This is a genomic window from Streptomyces sp. Y1 (assembly GCF_041053115.1).
In the GTDB taxonomy this organism is placed as follows: domain Bacteria; phylum Actinomycetota; class Actinomycetes; order Streptomycetales; family Streptomycetaceae; genus Kitasatospora; species Kitasatospora rubellomurina.
This window is the reverse complement of record NZ_CP163445.1, coordinates 504,176-519,378: the sequence shown is the minus strand read 5'-3', so window position 1 is coordinate 519,378 and position 15,203 is coordinate 504,176. Positions and strand designations below refer to the sequence as shown.

7 protein-coding genes and 1 pseudogene are annotated in these 15,203 nt (G+C 75.0%); 7 read left to right on the top strand and 1 reads right to left on the bottom strand.

The window, feature by feature from the left end:
* Positions 1-36: 36 nt before the first annotated feature.
* The 4 genes and pseudogenes from AB2U05_RS02040 to AB2U05_RS02025 all read left to right on the top strand — a co-directional run.
* Positions 37-432, top strand: coding sequence for a hypothetical protein (locus AB2U05_RS02040; protein ID WP_045696570.1), 396 nt, complete (start codon positions 37-39; stop codon positions 430-432).
* Complete coding sequence (locus AB2U05_RS02035; RefSeq protein ID WP_369182229.1) at positions 432-2,954, top strand: DUF4132 domain-containing protein; 2,523 nt, start codon at positions 432-434, stop codon at positions 2,952-2,954. The genes AB2U05_RS02040 and AB2U05_RS02035 overlap by 1 nt, the downstream gene beginning before the upstream one ends.
* Before the next feature lie 204 nt (positions 2,955-3,158).
* On the top strand, positions 3,159-4,583 hold the full coding sequence (locus AB2U05_RS02030; protein WP_369182228.1) for a sialidase family protein: 1,425 nt from the start codon (positions 3,159-3,161) through the stop codon (positions 4,581-4,583).
* A gap of 9 nt (positions 4,584-4,592) precedes the next feature.
* Positions 4,593-4,712: pseudogene (locus AB2U05_RS02025) on the top strand (hypothetical protein); the annotation flags it as partial.
* Positions 4,713-4,844: 132 nt separating this feature from the next.
* Here the strand turns inward: AB2U05_RS02025 and AB2U05_RS02020 are convergent.
* Positions 4,845-5,603 carry a G1 family glutamic endopeptidase gene (locus AB2U05_RS02020; RefSeq protein WP_369182227.1) on the bottom strand — a complete coding sequence of 253 codons (759 nt, stop codon included), beginning with the start codon at positions 5,601-5,603 and terminating at the stop codon, positions 4,845-4,847.
* 227 nt (positions 5,604-5,830) lie between these two features.
* On the opposite strand from AB2U05_RS02020, the gene AB2U05_RS02015 reads away from it, so the two are divergent.
* Genes AB2U05_RS02015 through AB2U05_RS02005 form a run of 3 tightly spaced genes read left to right on the top strand, consistent with a single transcriptional unit; the run spans position 5,831 to position 15,190 of the window.
* The gene (locus AB2U05_RS02015) at positions 5,831-7,261 is read left to right on the top strand and encodes a hypothetical protein (RefSeq protein ID WP_369182226.1); all 1,431 of its coding nucleotides are present in this window, start codon (positions 5,831-5,833) and stop codon (positions 7,259-7,261) included.
* A 32-nt stretch (positions 7,262-7,293) separates the two neighbouring features.
* The gene (locus AB2U05_RS02010; RefSeq protein WP_369182225.1) at positions 7,294-11,520 is read left to right on the top strand and encodes an AAA family ATPase; all 4,227 of its coding nucleotides are present in this window, start codon (positions 7,294-7,296) and stop codon (positions 11,518-11,520) included.
* Entirely contained in the window at positions 11,501-15,190 is a 3,690-nt protein-coding gene (locus AB2U05_RS02005) for an AAA domain-containing protein (protein WP_369182224.1), read from the top strand. Before AB2U05_RS02010 ends, AB2U05_RS02005 begins: the two co-directional genes overlap by 20 nt.
* The last annotated feature ends 13 nt before the right edge of the window (positions 15,191-15,203 follow it).

Sequence of the window (15,203 nt, the reverse complement as noted above, 5' to 3'; positions counted from 1 at the left end):
GCCCGGCTGTCGGTGCCCGGGGCTATGGTCTGCGCCATGGCAACAGTGACCTTCGTCGACGAGACGACATCGGGGCTGCGGCGGGAGGCCGGGAGGCTTCCCGTCGCGGAGGAGCGCTTGACGGTGCGCGAGCTGATCCGCCGCCGGGTGTTCCAGGAGGCGGCCGCGGCCGGGGCCGGCCACGGCGCCGCGTACCAGGGGCTGGTGCGGCCCACCGAGGCCGAGCGCGCCCTGAACGGCGAGCGGCCGCGCCCCGCGGGCGGTCGGGTCGATCCCGAGCAGCAGGTCCTGGCGGCCGCCGAGGCGTTCGGGCGCAACGGGTTCCTGGTGCTGGTCGGCGACCGCCAGGTCGAGGAGCTGGACGCCGAGGTGGACCTGCGCGCCGACACCGAGGTGTGCTTCCTGAAGCTCGTTCCGCTGGTGGGTGGCTGATGACGACGACGACCGATCCCGATCTCCTCGGCCCCGCGCTCGGGGGGCTGCTCGACGCGCTCGACTCCGGGCACGTGGGCGAGATGGCCCGGGCGCTGGTGGAGGCCGACGCCGCGCTCGGGGGCGACTGGTCCGGCGAGCGCGCGGCGCCCGCCCGCGAGCGGGTACGGGAGCTGCACGGGAACACCCGGACGGCGCTGGCCGCGGACCTGGTGGGCCGGATGATGATGTGCTGGCGGCCCGTGATGGTCGAGCGGCTGCGGCAGGAGCGCAGCGACCTGGTCCGGTTGGCGGCGCTGGTCTCCCTGGGCTTCCCGCCGGGGCCGGCCCGCCCGCTCCGCGAGGACTGGCTGCACCTGCAGGGCCGCCAGTGGCGCCTGGCCGAGCTGCCCGACGCCGAGGCCCTGATCGCCGAGGAGCTCGCGGCCGGCCGGCCGCTCGACGGCGCGCTCGTCGCCGCCATCCGCCGGACGGCCCTGTCGATCCGGCCCCACCACAGCGCGGTCGTCGACCTCGCGGCCGGGCTGACCGAGCCGCTGGTCAACCCCGGCGAGGCCTGGGCCGACCAGGCCCTCGCCGACATCGCCGAGCTCGACGGCGAGCGGGGCCCGGGAGGGCCGTGGACGGCCCTGCTCCGGCACGCCACCGAGGCCAAGTCCGCGAAGCCGACCGCCCGTTGGGAGAAGACCGGCCGGGCCCTGCTCGACGCGGTCGGCCCCGAGCGGGCCCGCGAGCGGATCACCGCCTGGCTCTCGCTCGTCGGCCGCCCCCGCACCCTCGACCTGCTGCCGGGACTGCACGACGAGGCGCCCCACCAGCTCGACCCGTACAACTTCGACGCGCTGCGCGGACTCGCCCTGCTGCTGCCCCTGACCCCGGCCCGCCCGGACAGCGCCCGGGTGCTGGCGCGCCTGGTCGGGTCCGCACTCCGCAAGGCGCCGGGCATCGGCCCGCAGGCGCCCAAGGTCGCCAACGCCGCCGTGCACGCCCTCGCCCGGCTGGACGGCGAGGACGGCCTCGCCCAACTGGCCGTCCTCAGCACCCGGGTGACGTCCAAGGGCACCGTCAAGGAACTGGACAAGGCCCTCCGCGACCGGGCCGCCGCCCTCGGCCTCGGCCGCGCGGAGATCGAGGAACTCGCCGTCCCCGCCTACGGACTGACCGAGCCGGGCCGCCGCGTCGAGCAGTTCGGTGCCGCCCGGGTGGAGCTGCTGGTGGAGGGCACCCGGGTCCGCCAGACCTGGTACAACGAGGCCGGCCGCCCGGTGAAGACCCCGCCCGCCGCGGTGCGTCGCGAGCACGCGGACGGGCTCAAGGAGTTCAAGGCCGAGGTCAAGGACCTCGAGAAGATGCTGACCGCCCAGTCCGAGCGGCTGGACCGGCAGTTCCTCGCGCGCCGCAGCTGGCGGTACGGCCCCTGGCGGCAGCGCCTGCTGGACCACCCGCTGGTCGGCACCCTGGCCCGCCGGCTGATCTGGACCGTGGACGGCACGGCCTGCGCCTGGCTGGACGGCGCCCTGCGCACCGTGACCGGCGAGGAACTCGCGCCCGCCGCGGACGCGCCGGTCGAGCTGTGGCACCCGGTCGCCTGCCCGCCGGAGAGCGTGCTCGCCTGGCGCGCCGTACTGGAACGCCACGAGGTCGTCCAGCCGTTCAAGCAGGCGCACCGGGAGGTGTACCTGCTCACCGCCGCCGAGGAGCGCACCCGGGTGTACTCCAACCGCTTCGCCGCGCACGTGCTGCGCCAGCGCCGGTTCCACGCCCTGGCCGCCGTCCGCGGCTGGCACGGCCAGGTCCACCTCGCCGTCGACAACTCCTTCCCCGCGCCGAAGCGGCTGCTGCCCGAGTGGGGTCTGCGCGCCGAGTTCTGGGTGAACGGCACGGACGCGGACTGGGGGGAGGCCTTCGCGCACCTGGGCACCGACCAGGTGCGCTTCTACCCGATCGACGCGCCGGAGAACCTGACCCAGGCGGGCGGCGGCGCGTACGGCCCGGTCGTGCGGCCCGGGCTGCAACTCGTCGAGCCGGTGCCGCTCGCCGACGTCCCGCCGCTGGTGCTGAGCGAAGTGCTGCGCGACGTCGACCTGTTCGTGGGCGTGACCAGCGTCGGCAACGACCCGACCTGGTCGGACGGCGGGCCGCAGGGCCGGTACCGCGACTACTGGCACGCGTACGGCTTCGGCGAGTTGTCGCAGAGCGCCCGCGAGCGCGGCGAGCTGCTGGCCCGGCTGCTGCCCCGGTTGGCGGTCGGCGGCCGCTGCCGGGTGGACGGCCGCTTCCTGGAGGTCCGCGGCGAGCTGCGCACGTACCGGATCCACCTGGGCTCGGGCAACGTGCTGATGGCGCCCGACGACACCTACCTGTGCATCGTGCCCGGATCCGACGAACCGGCCGCCGGCCGGTCGTACCTGCCGTTCGAGGGCGACGGGATGCTGGCGATCGTCCTCAGCAAGGCGGTGCTGCTCGCGAACGACACCGCGATCACGGACCCGAGCATCACCAGCCAGCTCGCCCGCCGCTGACGGGCCCGGCCACGCGGCCACCCGGTTCGACCGGGCGGCCGCGCGGCTGGGCGGCGGAGCCGATTGGGCCGTTGCTGTGCGGGTTCGGGGCGGCGTGGCATGGATGCGGCGAGGGCGGGAACTCGTTCCCGGGCGGATCGGCGGCCCTTCGTGGCAGACGGTCCGTCACCCTCAACTCCCTTTCCACCCCGAGGAGATCAGCTCGTGCACGCACCTCGCGCCACGCTCGGATCCCTGATCACCGGCCTGTGCGCCGGGGCCACCGCGCTCGCCCTCACGGTCGGGCCCGCGCAGTCCGCCCCGGTCGTCGGTACCGGTACCGCCGCCATGCCCGCCGTCCAGCCGGCGGCCCCGCAGAGCGGGAAGGCGGCCGGCCTGACCGCCTCCTACACCGTGGGCACGCCCGCGAACATCTCGTCCTCCTGCGCCGGGCAGAACGCCGAGACCATCCAGGCCGTCGACCCGGCGGCCAACGCCGTCTACGACGTGTGGATCGGCTGCAAGGGCATCGGCTTCGCGGGCTCGCTGAACGGCGGCGCCACCTTCGGCACGCCCCTCACGCTGCCGGGCAGCACCGGCCAGAACGGCGCCCGGACGTGGGACCCGGCGATCACCGTCGCGCCGAACGGCACGATCTACGCGGCCTTCATGGTCACCCGCGCCGGCGAGACCTTCCCGGTCGTCGACGCCAGCACCGACCACGGCGCCTCGTTCAAGACGGTCGGCTCGATCACCCCGCCGGACGCGAACAACTGGGGCGACCGCGTCTTCATCGCCGCAGGCCCGGACGGCGCGCTCTACCTGACCTGGGACTACGGCCCGAGCGCGGCGGCGGTGACGACGGTGTGCCCGCCGAGCGGCAGCTGCGCGTTCGCCACCGGCGACCTCAACGCCGTGTTCCAGAAGTCCACCGACGGCGGCCGGACGTGGAGCGCGATGTCGCACATCAGCCCCGGCTACCCGAACAGCGGGGCCGACAGCGCGCCGATCATCGTCGAGCCGGACGGCTCGCTCGACGTGGTCTACCAGGGCTACACCGTCACCGACATCCCGACCGACAAGCTGACCGTCGCCCACACCTACGCGACCCGCTCGACCGACGGCGGCGCGACCTGGACCGCGCCGGTGCGGGTCGGCCCCGACGCCGGGACGATGAACGCCACCGAGTGGTGGATCGACGGCGCCGAGGCGCTCGGCCCGGACGGCACCCTGTACACGACCTGGGACACCCAGGGCGCCAACACCGACACCGGCTGGCTCTCCTACTCGCGGGACCACGGCGCGACCTGGTCCGCGCCGGTGCAGGTGCCCACCGACACGCTGAACGTCCCGCACGTCATGCAGGTCGTGGCCGGCCCGCCCGGGATCGCGTACGTGGGCTGGCTCGCGAGCAGCGACCCGCGCGGCTACGCGCAGTACTTGCGGACCTTCTCGACCACCCAGGGCTGGCTGTCCGCCCCCGTCCAGGTCTCCCGGGGCTTCGGCGCCACCTCGGTGTGGCCCGGCGACACCTTCGGCTTCTCCGCGCTCACACCGACCAGGCTGGTGCTCGCCTGGGGCAGCGCCGTCGCCCCCACGGCCACCAAGGACGACATCTGGGCCGCGACGGTCGGAGTGACCCTCTCGTAGGCTCGGTGCCGGGAGGCCGCCCGCCGCCGCCGGGGCCCGGACTTCTCCCTCCGCGCCTGGCACACGGGCGTGCTCGCCCAGGGCTCGCTCGGCCTGGACGACCTGGTCGACCGGCTGGCCGTCGCGTAGTCCCCGCCGCGCAGTCCGTGTCGCGCAGTCCCCGCCGCGTACTGCCCGCCGCGTACTGCCCGCCGCACGGCGGACGGCGGACGGCGCCGCCGGTCACCGGGACCGGCGGCGCCGTCGCGCACGGGGAGGGCGTCAGCTGTGCTGCCAGGTCACCGCGAAGTCGGTGCCGTTGGCGAGCGGCGAGGTGGTGGCCTTGGTGACGCCGCCCTTGGCCATGTCGATCACGGACGGGTTCGAGGCGCCGAGGCTTTGGCCGTTGGCGGTGGCCCCGGTGAAGGCGACGGTGCCGAAGTTCGCGAGCGGGAGGACGTCGAACAGGCCGACCGGTGCCTCGGCGATCACCTCGGCCGAGGCCAGCTTGGCGCCCTTCAGCGACTTGTCGATCGTGCGCGTCCAGCCCTGCGTGGTGTCGGACAGCGTGAGCGTGAACTTCCCGGCGCCGTCCGTGGTGACGCTGCCGGTGAGGTGGTCGCCGGGCGCGACGGTGTCCGGGAAGTTCGTCGGGTACTGCGGGTACATCTCGTACCAGGCGTAGTACACCGGCGAGCCGCTGGAGCAGTCCGCCGAGCTGCCGATCTGTTCGACGGTCCTACTGGTGTCCCCGTCGAGGCCCACCCAGAAGGCTGAATAGGCGTCGGTGTCGGTGCAGCTGACGGCCGGCTGGACCCAGTCGGCGCCGACGCTGGTGAACGGCCCGCCGGTGGCGGCGTAGCCGGACCAGTTGCTGCTGGTGCTGTTGCGCAGGCCGCCGCCGTGCTGGTGCCCGGCGACCGGCGCGCGGACGGCCCCGGCGAGGGCCTCGGGGGTGGCGGCGACGGCCGGGGTGCCGGTGCCGAGCAGGGCGAGGAGGGCGGTGGCGACGGAGAGGGTGTGCCGACGGAGTCGGGGCATGGCTGTGGCTACTCCCTTGTGAGGGTGTGGAGTTGACCAGTCGTCACCCAAGGTAACCGGCCTGCTCCGGGCGCCCCGGCCGCCGGGTGGCCGGGCGGACCGCGTTTCCCCTGATCGGCCCAGCGCGCCGGGGCCGGGAGCGTTGAAGGCGTTCTGCCACCGTATCGGGACCGAGATGTGACACCTCGTCATGGTGCGTGCGGCGGCGCGTGTTCTACGCTGCCCGCATGACGCAGCTTGGGCCGCTGGAACGAACGGACCCCGCCGTACGGGTGAGTGCCGACGCGGTGGTGGTGATCCCCGGGATCATGGGCAGTCGCCTGGTCGAGGCGGCGACCGGCCGGGTGCTGTGGGGGCTGGGCCGGGCGGCGCAGCTCGCGGCGCGCTGGCGGCACCGGGAGGGGCTGGCCGCCCTGGCCGTCACCCCGCAGGAGCGGGACGGCCGGGTCGGGCGGGTGGTGCCGGCCGGGCTGCTGGACACCGCCGAGTTCGCGCCGGTGCTGCGCGGCATCGAGCCGTACGGCCGGCTGGTGCGGCGGCTGCGGGAGGTGCTGGTGCACCCGGACGCGCTGCTGGAGTTCGGCTACGACTGGCGGCTGTCCGTCGAGTACAACGCCGAGCAGCTGGCGGCGGAGCTGCGCGCGCACCTGGCGGCCTGGCGGGCGCACCCGGCCCGGCCGCCGGGTGTCGAGCCCAGGGTGGTGCTGGTGGCGCACTCGATGGGCGGGCTGGTCGCCACCGCGATGTGCGCCCGGCACCCGGACCTGGCCGCCGAGGTGCGGGCCACCGTCACCCTCGGCACCCCGTTCCTGGGCGCGGTGAAGGCGGCGGCGCTGCTGAACAGCGGGCACGGCACGCCGCTCGAGCACCGGAACCTGCTGGCGCTGGCCCGTACCCTGCCCGGGGTGCACGACCTGCTGCCCGCCTACCGGTGCGTGGTCACCGCCGACGAGGACGTCGTCGAGCTGGGCGCGGCCGAGGCGGCCGCCCTCGGCGCGGACCCGGAGCTGTTCGAGCGCACCCGGCGCACCCGGGCGCTGCTCGACCCGTCCGTGCTGCCGAACCACCGCGCGGTGGTCGGCGCAGGGCAGCCGACCGAGCAGGCGCTGCGCATCGAGGCCGGCGTGGTGCGCACCTACCACCACGGCCATCTCCGGCACCCCGACGACGAGTTGGTGCGCGACGCGATCGGCCGGCTGGTCCCGGTCGACCACACCGGCGACGGCACCGTGTTCCGCTACTCCGCCACCCCGCACGACGGCGTGGACGAGATCTGCCTCGGCCAGACGCACGGCGCGCTCGCGAAGAGCAGCACGGCCCTGGACGTCGTCTGCGGCGTGGTGACCCGGCTGCCCGCCCGGTCCGCGCTCGGCGGTGAGCTGCCGGAGGACACCGTCGGCCTGCGGCTGCCGGACCTGGTCACGGCCGGCGAGCCGTTCACCGTCGCGGTGGACGGCGTGCGGGACGCCGGGGCGGCGAGCTGCCTGGTCGAGGACGCCCACGTGGACGGCGCGCCCGTCGCCCGCCCGCTGCTGGCGCGCGGCGACCGGCCGGACGTCCTGGTCGCCTCGGTGGTGCTGGACGAGCCGGGCCTCTACCGGGTGGCGGTGTCCGGCGGGGCGGACCCGGTGACCGAGCTGGTCCTCGTCCAGGAGTGAGCAACGGCCCAGGATTGAACGGCAGTTCGGACGTGAACGGCAGCGCGGCGGCGGACGGCGGACGGTACGGGTTCCAGGTCGTCCCGGTCGCCTTCGACGAGTACCGGGAAGCGCGGCGTTACCCGCCGATCGGCGCGAGCGCCGAGGCCGAGGCGGTGGCCGGACTGCTGGGCCGGCTCGGCGGCGAACTCGTCGTCTGGGACCGGTCCGAGGGCCGCGACCTGGCGGCCACCGACGCCCGGCTGCGGGAGTGGCGGCACGGCGCCTTCGGGAACTCGTCCGTGCTGCTGTGGATCGGCCACGGGCGGTCCAACCAGGACGACGCCTGGCTGGTCGTGCCCGGCCGGGACGGCACGGACCGCGACACCGAGCTGAACCCGGCCACCCTCGCCGAGCACGTCGCCGGCCACGTCCGCGAGCGCGGCGCCGGGCCGGAGTGGACGCTGGTGGTGGTCGAGGCGTGCGGCGCGGCGTGGTTCGTCGACCTGCTGGAGGCGGAACTGCGGCGCCGCCGGGCGGTGCGCGGGGTCGTCCTGGTCGCCACCGGCAAGGACCAGGGGCTCGGCTACCTCGCGGTCTTCCGGGAGGCGCTGAGCGAGGTGCTCGACACCTTCACGGACAACGACAGTGAGATCTCGCTGCGCGACCTGGCGGGACGGCTGGAGGACCGGCTGGCCCGGGAGCAGCGCGGAACGGTGAGCAGCCACGGCCTCGCCGGAGTCCGCCGCCTCACCCGGGCCGCCCTGCTGCCCGAACCCGTCGCCGCGCCGCTCGACGTCTTCCGCCGGCTGCAGGCGCTGCTGGCCGCCCTGCCCGGCCACGAGCGCGCCCACTTCGCCCGCCGGGGGATGGGCACGGCGCTCGGCGAGCTGGCCTGGAACTTCGTCGGGCGGCGGGCCGAACGGCAGCGCATCGCCCGCTGGTTGAGCGAGCCCGACCGGTCGGGCAGCGGGCTGCTGGTGGTCACCGGCGCGCCCGGCGCGGGCAAGTCCGCCGTCCTCGGCAACGTGCTGCTGCACTCCTACCCGGAGATCCACGCGATCCTCGCCACGGCGGGCTTCCCCGGCGGCGACTGGGCCCCCGAGCAGCCGCTGCCGCGCCTGGACCTCTCGCTGCCGCTCACCGGCGCCACCATGGACGACGTCGCCACCGCCATCGCCCGCGCCGCCGGCCTGGACGCGCCGGGCGCCGCCCTGTCGGCCAGTGAGCGGGCGGGGGAGCTGACGACGGCGGTCGCCGGGCGCGGGCGGCCGCTGACGGTGATGGCGGACGGGCTCGACGAGGCGAGCGAACCGCCGGCGCTGGCGGCGCTGTTCCGGCAGCTGGCGAAGGTGCCGGGGGTGCGGATCGTGGTCGGCACCCGGCCCTCGTCGGGCGGCCACGGCGGGACGGACCTGCTGGACGCGCTGGGGGGCGGGGACGGCCCGGAGGCGAGCGGGACGCTCCGGATCGAGCGGGACGAGGGCGCGCTGGCCGAGCTGCTGCGGACCTCCTTGGAGCAGCTGCGGGACCGCCACGGCTCCGACTTCGACACGGTGCTGGGCCGGGTGACGGCCGCGGTCGAGCGCGGAAGGCTGGAGTTCCTGCACGTCGGCCTCGTCATCCACGAGATCCTGGCCGACCCCGGACTGCTGTCGCCCCCGGGCTCCTTCACCCTTGGTCACCTGCTCGGCGCCGGCAACGGCGACGACGTCGGCACCCGCCTGTTCGCCGCCGCGGTCGAGCGGGTGAGCCGCCAGGTACCGGGAGGCCGCCAGCTGCTGGAGGCGCTGGCCCTGGCCGAGGGGCGCGGCCTGCCGCAGGCGGACCGGGTGTGGGTGACGGCCGCGAGCGCGCTCGGCGACCAGCGGGTGGACGAGACCGCCTTGAGCGAGTTGCAGCGCGTGGCCGCGCCGTACGTGATGCTGGACGCCGAGGAGGGCCAGGCGGTGTACCGGCTCGCCCACCGGACCTTCCAGGAGTACTTCCTGGCCCAGCCCGACAGCCCCCGGCACCGACTCGCCCTCGCCACCGCCCTGTTGGAGCTCGCCGAGCAGCAGGAGGGGCCGCTCAACCCGTACCTCGCCCGGCACCTGTCCGGCCACCTCACCCGCTCGCGCGCCGACGCCTGGGACCTGCTCGCCGCCCGCCCCCACCTGCTCGACCGGCTCGACGTGCGCGCCGTCACCGCCGACGCGACGCGCGGCAACGACCTGACGGCGCTCCCCGCCGAGGTGGTCGGCACGGTGGTCACCGCGCACCTGGCCGGGCAGAGCGGTCCGGCCGACCGGCGCGGGCTGCGCCGCCTCGGCATGGCCCAGACCGCCGGCCCGGCGGCGCTCGCCGTACCGATCCCCGCGCAGCGCCCGTCCGTCCCGCGCGAGCAGCCGCTGTGGGAGCCGGTCTGGTCCGGCCTGCGCCGCCGGATGCCGCACCTCACCCTGGCCGGCCACACCGACCGGGTGCGCGCGGTGGCCGCCGTGCGCGGCGCGGACGGCGCCCGGCTGCTCGCCACCGGCGGGGACGACGGCACCGTCCGGATCTGGGACCCGGCCACCGGCCACGCCGTCCACCCCGCGCTGCGCGGCCTCGGCGACCGGATCCTGACCCTCACCGCGTTGGACGGCGGCCGGCAGCTCGCCGTCACCGCGGCCGACCGGGGGCGCGGACGGCTGTGCGTGCTGGAGACCCGGACCTGGCAGCACCACGACCTGCCCTGCGCCGAACCGTACGTCTCCGCGGCCGCGCTGCCCACGGCGCACGGCGGTACCCTGCTGGCCTTCGGCACCGTCCCCGGCCGGATCCACCTGGTCGACCCGGCGACCGGCGAGCAGCACGGCCGGCCGTTGACCGGGCACGTCGACCCGGTGGCGGCACTGGCCGTCCTCCTCGCACCGGACGGCGGCACTCGCCTGGTCAGCGCGGGCGAGGACGGCACCGCCCGGATCTGGGACGTGGGCAGCGGCCGTCAGGAGCACCCGCACCTCACCGCCGCCCTCGGCCCGCTGCGCGCACTCGCGGTGCTCCAGGGCCACGTGGCTGTCGGCGGGACGGGTGACCGGTTGGTGATATGGGAGCCGGAGTGCGGCGCCCGCTGGCGGCTCCCGGTGGACTTCCCCCAGGGTGTCCGGTCGCTCGCGGCGCTCGGGCCCGGGTCGCTCGCGGTCGGCGCTTCGAACGGGACGGTCTCGCTGCTCGACATCTCCTTCGACCACCCGGACATCCCCGCCGACCGTCGTGACCCGGCCCGGGCCCAGGTGCTGACCGGCCACGTCCGCGCCGTCACCGCGCTGACGGCCTTCAGTACCGGCGACGGCGAGGACCGCCTGGTCAGCTGCGGGGACGACCACATGGTGAAGGTGTGGGACCACACCTCCGACCGCTTCGTTCCGAGCGATGTCTCCTCCGCCCCGGCCGGCTCGCTCGCCGCGTTGCCCGCCCCGAACGGGCCGCTGCTGCTCGGCGTCGCCGCGGGGAGACTGCTGGCCCGTCAGGCCCGGGACGGCCTCCCGGTCGATCCGCCGGTCACCCCCCGGGTCAGGCCGGACGGGCTGGCCGTGCTGGACCTCGGCGCGGACGGTCACCGGCTGATCGTGGCGCCCGTCCCGACCGGCGGCCACTGGGACATGGTCCTCGCGGTCGACACGGCGAGCGGCGCGTGGCGGGAGCTGTTTCCGGCCTGGGGACGCGACGGTCTTCGACGGCGCACCGCGGTGTCCGCCTGTGCGGGCGCCGAGGGCCTGCTGCTGTGCGGCTGGCAGTCAGGCCGGGTGAGGCTGTGGGACTACCGGCAGACCTTGTGGTCGTGGGACTTCCAGTCGCGAGGCCGCGGCAGGATCAGGGCCGTCACCGGCTTCGCCCGGCCCGGCGGCGACGGCGTGATCGCCGTCAGCGCGGCGGCGGACGGCCTCATTCGGTGCACCCTGGTCGACCCCGCCGCACCGGAGGACCTGCCCCCCGACCTCGCCGTCCTCGATGGCCACACCGGCTGGGTCGAGGCCCTGGCCGCCTACTTCGCGCCGGACGGCACCCCGCTGGTCGCCTCCGCCGGGGAGGACGGCACCGTGCGGATCTGGGACCCGCTGGCCGGCGTCCAGCGCCACGTCATCCGCCTCGGCGTGCCCTGCCGTTCCCTCTGCGTGGCCGGCGGCCTGCTCGCGGTCGGCACCGACGACGGCCTGCTGACCCTCCGGCTGGGCGGCGACCTCGCCCCGACCGACCACCCTCCGGCATCCCGCGACCCCAGGGAGGCGAACGCCGATGCACGCACACCCGGCTGACGCAGTGCACACCGACGACCTGGACGCCCACCGCGACCTCGTCGACCGGCTCTTCTGCAAGCCCAACGCCCCGTACGGCCCGTACGAGCGCGCGGGCGAGCCGGAGGTGATCGTGCCCGGCCTGCTGTTCCGGGTCGAGCTGAACTACCCGGGGGACCTGGCCGGCCGGCTGGAGGCGTCCGTCTTCATCGGCATCCAGGGCTTCGCCGGCGAGCTGTGGGAGCACGAGGTGCGCGGCCTGCTGCGGCTCGACGCGCTGAGCCACCCCGCGCTGCCCACCATCCGCAGCGGCGGCTTCGACGCGGCCAACGAGGTCGCCTTCGCGATCACCGAGAGCCAGGGCCAGGCCCTGAACGTCGACGCGACGGTCCGCTGGGCGCAGTCCGAGCGGATCGAGGCCTTCGAGGCGTTCAGCGTGCTGCTGGACGCGCTGAACCACCTGCACGGCGCCCGGCTGATGCACCGCAACCTGACGCTCGGCGCGCTGCGCGCCGTCCAGCGGCACGGCGAGGACGCGGTGACGGTCCAGCTCTCCCGGTTCGAGCTGAGCACCCTGATCGGCAACCTGGTGCGCCGCACGGCGCTGCAGAACTCCGCCCAGGTGGGGGAGTTGGTGCGCCGGCTCTACCTGGCCGCGCCGCAGGGCATGGACCAGGCCCGGCACCTCGCCTACCTCGCCCCGGAGACCCTGGACTTCCTGCTGCACGAGCGGTCCGGCCGCCGCCGGGAGTGGGCGACCACCGACGTGTTCGGGCTCGGCGTGCTCGGCTTCGAGTGGTTCTGCGGGCCGATCCCCGAGCTGCTGCCGGAGGAGTTCGCGCGGGCCCAGGCGGCCGCGGGCCCGGCGCAGGCGATCGCGCTGGCCACGCTGCGCGCGCGGATGCGCGCCCACCTCACCGGCCGGGTGGACCTGCCCAAGCCGCTGGTGTCGCTGCTGCGCGAGATGCTGGAGGAGGCCCCGGAGGAGCGGATCACCTCCTTCCAGGCGCTGCGCCGGCTGGAGCAGAACTGGGAGGGCATCCGCCGGCTCTGGGAGGACGCGGCCGACGAGGTGCCGCGGCTGGTCGCCTTCCTGCCGGACCAGTCGGTGGAGACGATCTTCGAGCTGCGCAAGTGGATCAGCCACAGCCCGGACACCCCGGCCGGCCGGGAGGCGCTGAGGAACTTCTACGTCCGGGAGCTGCGCGGGGCCGAGCTGGTCTGGTCGCCGAACGGCGCGGTGGGTTTCGCCAACGACGAGCCGGAGAAGCTGCAGGAGGCCCGCTGGGTGCTGATCGGCGAGCAGGCGGTGTGGTTCTGCGCCTTCCTGTACGACCAGGACCTGCTCACCCGGCAGCGCGGCGAGCAGCACGAGGACACCCTGGTCATCAAGTACCTGAAGGACCGCAACCACGCGCAGGCGCTGGTCCGCGCCCAGCCGCGCCGCAAGGTCGGCCGGATCGAGGTGGTGCCGTTCTACCCCGGGCAGAGCCTGGCCAAGGTCCGTGCGGGGCGGCCGTCCTGGCGGCCGCTCACCGAGTCCGTGAAACGGGCCCGGGCCCGCAGCAGCGAGGAGCAGGAGTTCCTGCGCTCGCTGGACTTCCTGCTCGCCTACCAGCGCACCGCGCTGGACGCCCGCAAGTACCCGTTCATCCGCACCGACAAGGCCGAGGACCCGGGGCTGGCGGTGCTCACCTGGGACGAGCACCGGGACGCCGCGTGGCGCCACCGCTCCCAGCTGCTGACCGCGTTCAGCACCGACCCGAAGCGGCGCCCGCGGCTCAGCGACTTCGTCGAGAACCTGGACGTCGACTCCGATTTCATCACCCTGGACGTGGTGCCCGGCCACCAGCGCGGCCCGTACTTCGGCCACCGGGTGATCAAGGTCGACCTGGTGGAGCGGCGGGACCGCGACACCATCGTGGTGCGCCCGCACCGCAACCAGGACCGGGTGCCGAGCATCGGCTGGCTGCGGCCGTCCGACGACGGCGGCTCCGAGCCGCAGATCGCCCGCCAGGCCAAGGCCCGGACGATGCTGGAGAACCAGGCGGCGCTGATCCGCAGCCTGCGCGCCCCGATCTCCTACGACCTCGGACGGGGCCGCTGGCGCTCCGCCCCCGACGCCCAGCTGGAGGGCGAGGCGCCCGACCGGATCAACGACATGCTGGCCCTGCAGCCCTTCTACGCCCTGCAGGGCCCGCCGGGCACCGGCAAGTCCACCGTGGCCGCGCACGCCCTGCGCCGCTTCCTCCGGGAGGAGCCGGGCGCGCGGGTGCTGGTCAGCGCGCAGTCCAACTACGCGCTGGACAACCTGGCCGCCCGGCTGATCAAGGAGATGCCGGACGTCCTGATCCTGCGGGAGACCCCGGACGGGCAGGACGACGAGGAGCGGGTGAAGGACCACACCGTCCTCGCCCACACCCTCGGCAGGCTCACCGATCGCCTCGCGAAGACCATCGAGTCCCAGCTCACCTGGATGCTGCACCCCGAGCGGCTGTCCCCCGAGGAGCGCCGCCGCTTCGAGGAACTGCCGCCCGGCGAGCGGCCGTTGCCCCTCAACGACCAGGACCGGCCGGTCGCCGATGCCTGGCTGCAGAGCGTCACCTCGAACCAGATCGAGCTGACCGACCGGATCAAGAACGGCGCCAGCATCGTCCTCGCCACCTGCTCCATCGCGGCGACCATCACCGACACCGACCGCGACCCGGGCGACATGTTCGACTGGGTGATCGTCGAGGAGGCGGCCAAGGCCTGGCCGACCGAGCTGATCATCCCGCTCGTCCTCGGCACCCGCTGGACCCTGATCGGCGACCACCGCCAGCTCGGCGCCCACCGCGAGGAGGAGGTCCTGCAGTTCCTGCGCAGCCTGCGCGACCACCCCGACAAGGACATGCGCCTGCACTACGACGAGCGGGAGATGCGCGAGCGGGTGCTGCGGATGTTCGGCCACCTGTTCGTGGACCGGGAGGAGCCCGACACCGGCCCGGTCAGCTACCACGCCTCCCCGCTCGGCCAGTTGAACCTGCAGTTCCGGATGCACCCGGACATCGCCCAGCCGGTCGGCCGCGCCTTCTACCCGTACGTGCCGTTCCGCCCGGACGACGACGGCCTGCCGAAGAGCTTCCTCGGCACCTCCTCCCTCGCCGACCTCGACCACGGCGTGCAGCGGCCGGGCTTCCTGCGGGGCGCCGCCCTGGTGTGGCTGGACACCACCGGGCTGGAGGACTGCGCCGAGCACCCGTACTGGTACAACCAGGGCGAGGTCGAGGTGATCGACCGCCTGGTGGACCGGATGCGCCCGGCCCCGCTGGCGGTCGACCGGCCGGCGGAGGACGACGGCGGCCTGGTCGTCCTCACCCCCTACCGGGCGCAGAAGAACCTGCTGGAGAACAAGGGCCTGCTGCGCGGCCGGGTGCACACCGTGCACTCCTTCCAGGGCCGCGAGGCCGACCGGGTGATCGTCTCGCTGGTCCGCACCACCCGGTCCGGCAACACCGTCGCGGGCAACGTCGGGCACGTCGGCCGCAACGAGGTCGCCAACGTGCTGCTCTCGCGCGGCCGCCGGCTGCTCGTCCTGGTCGGCGGGTTCGCGCACTTCGCCGAACACGGCGGCACCTCCTGGGACATCATCACCAAGACGGTCCGGCGCTACGGTCGGATCGTCCCGGCCGAGCAGCTGACGGGCGAGTGAACGGAAACCTGGT

Bases quoted from the DNA above. Each gene is read 5' to 3' on its own strand.
- AB2U05_RS02040 (WP_045696570.1), top strand. From the start codon at position 37: ATGGCAACAGTGACCTTCGTCGACGAGACGACATCGGGGCTGCGGCGG.
- AB2U05_RS02035 (WP_369182229.1), top strand. From the start codon at position 432: ATGACGACGACGACCGATCCCGATCTCCTCGGCCCCGCGCTCGGGGGG.
- AB2U05_RS02020 (WP_369182227.1), bottom strand. From the start codon at position 5,603: ATGCCCCGACTCCGTCGGCACACCCTCTCCGTCGCCACCGCCCTCCTC.
- AB2U05_RS02015 (WP_369182226.1), top strand. From the start codon at position 5,831: ATGACGCAGCTTGGGCCGCTGGAACGAACGGACCCCGCCGTACGGGTG.
- AB2U05_RS02005 (WP_369182224.1), top strand. From the start codon at position 11,501: ATGCACGCACACCCGGCTGACGCAGTGCACACCGACGACCTGGACGCC.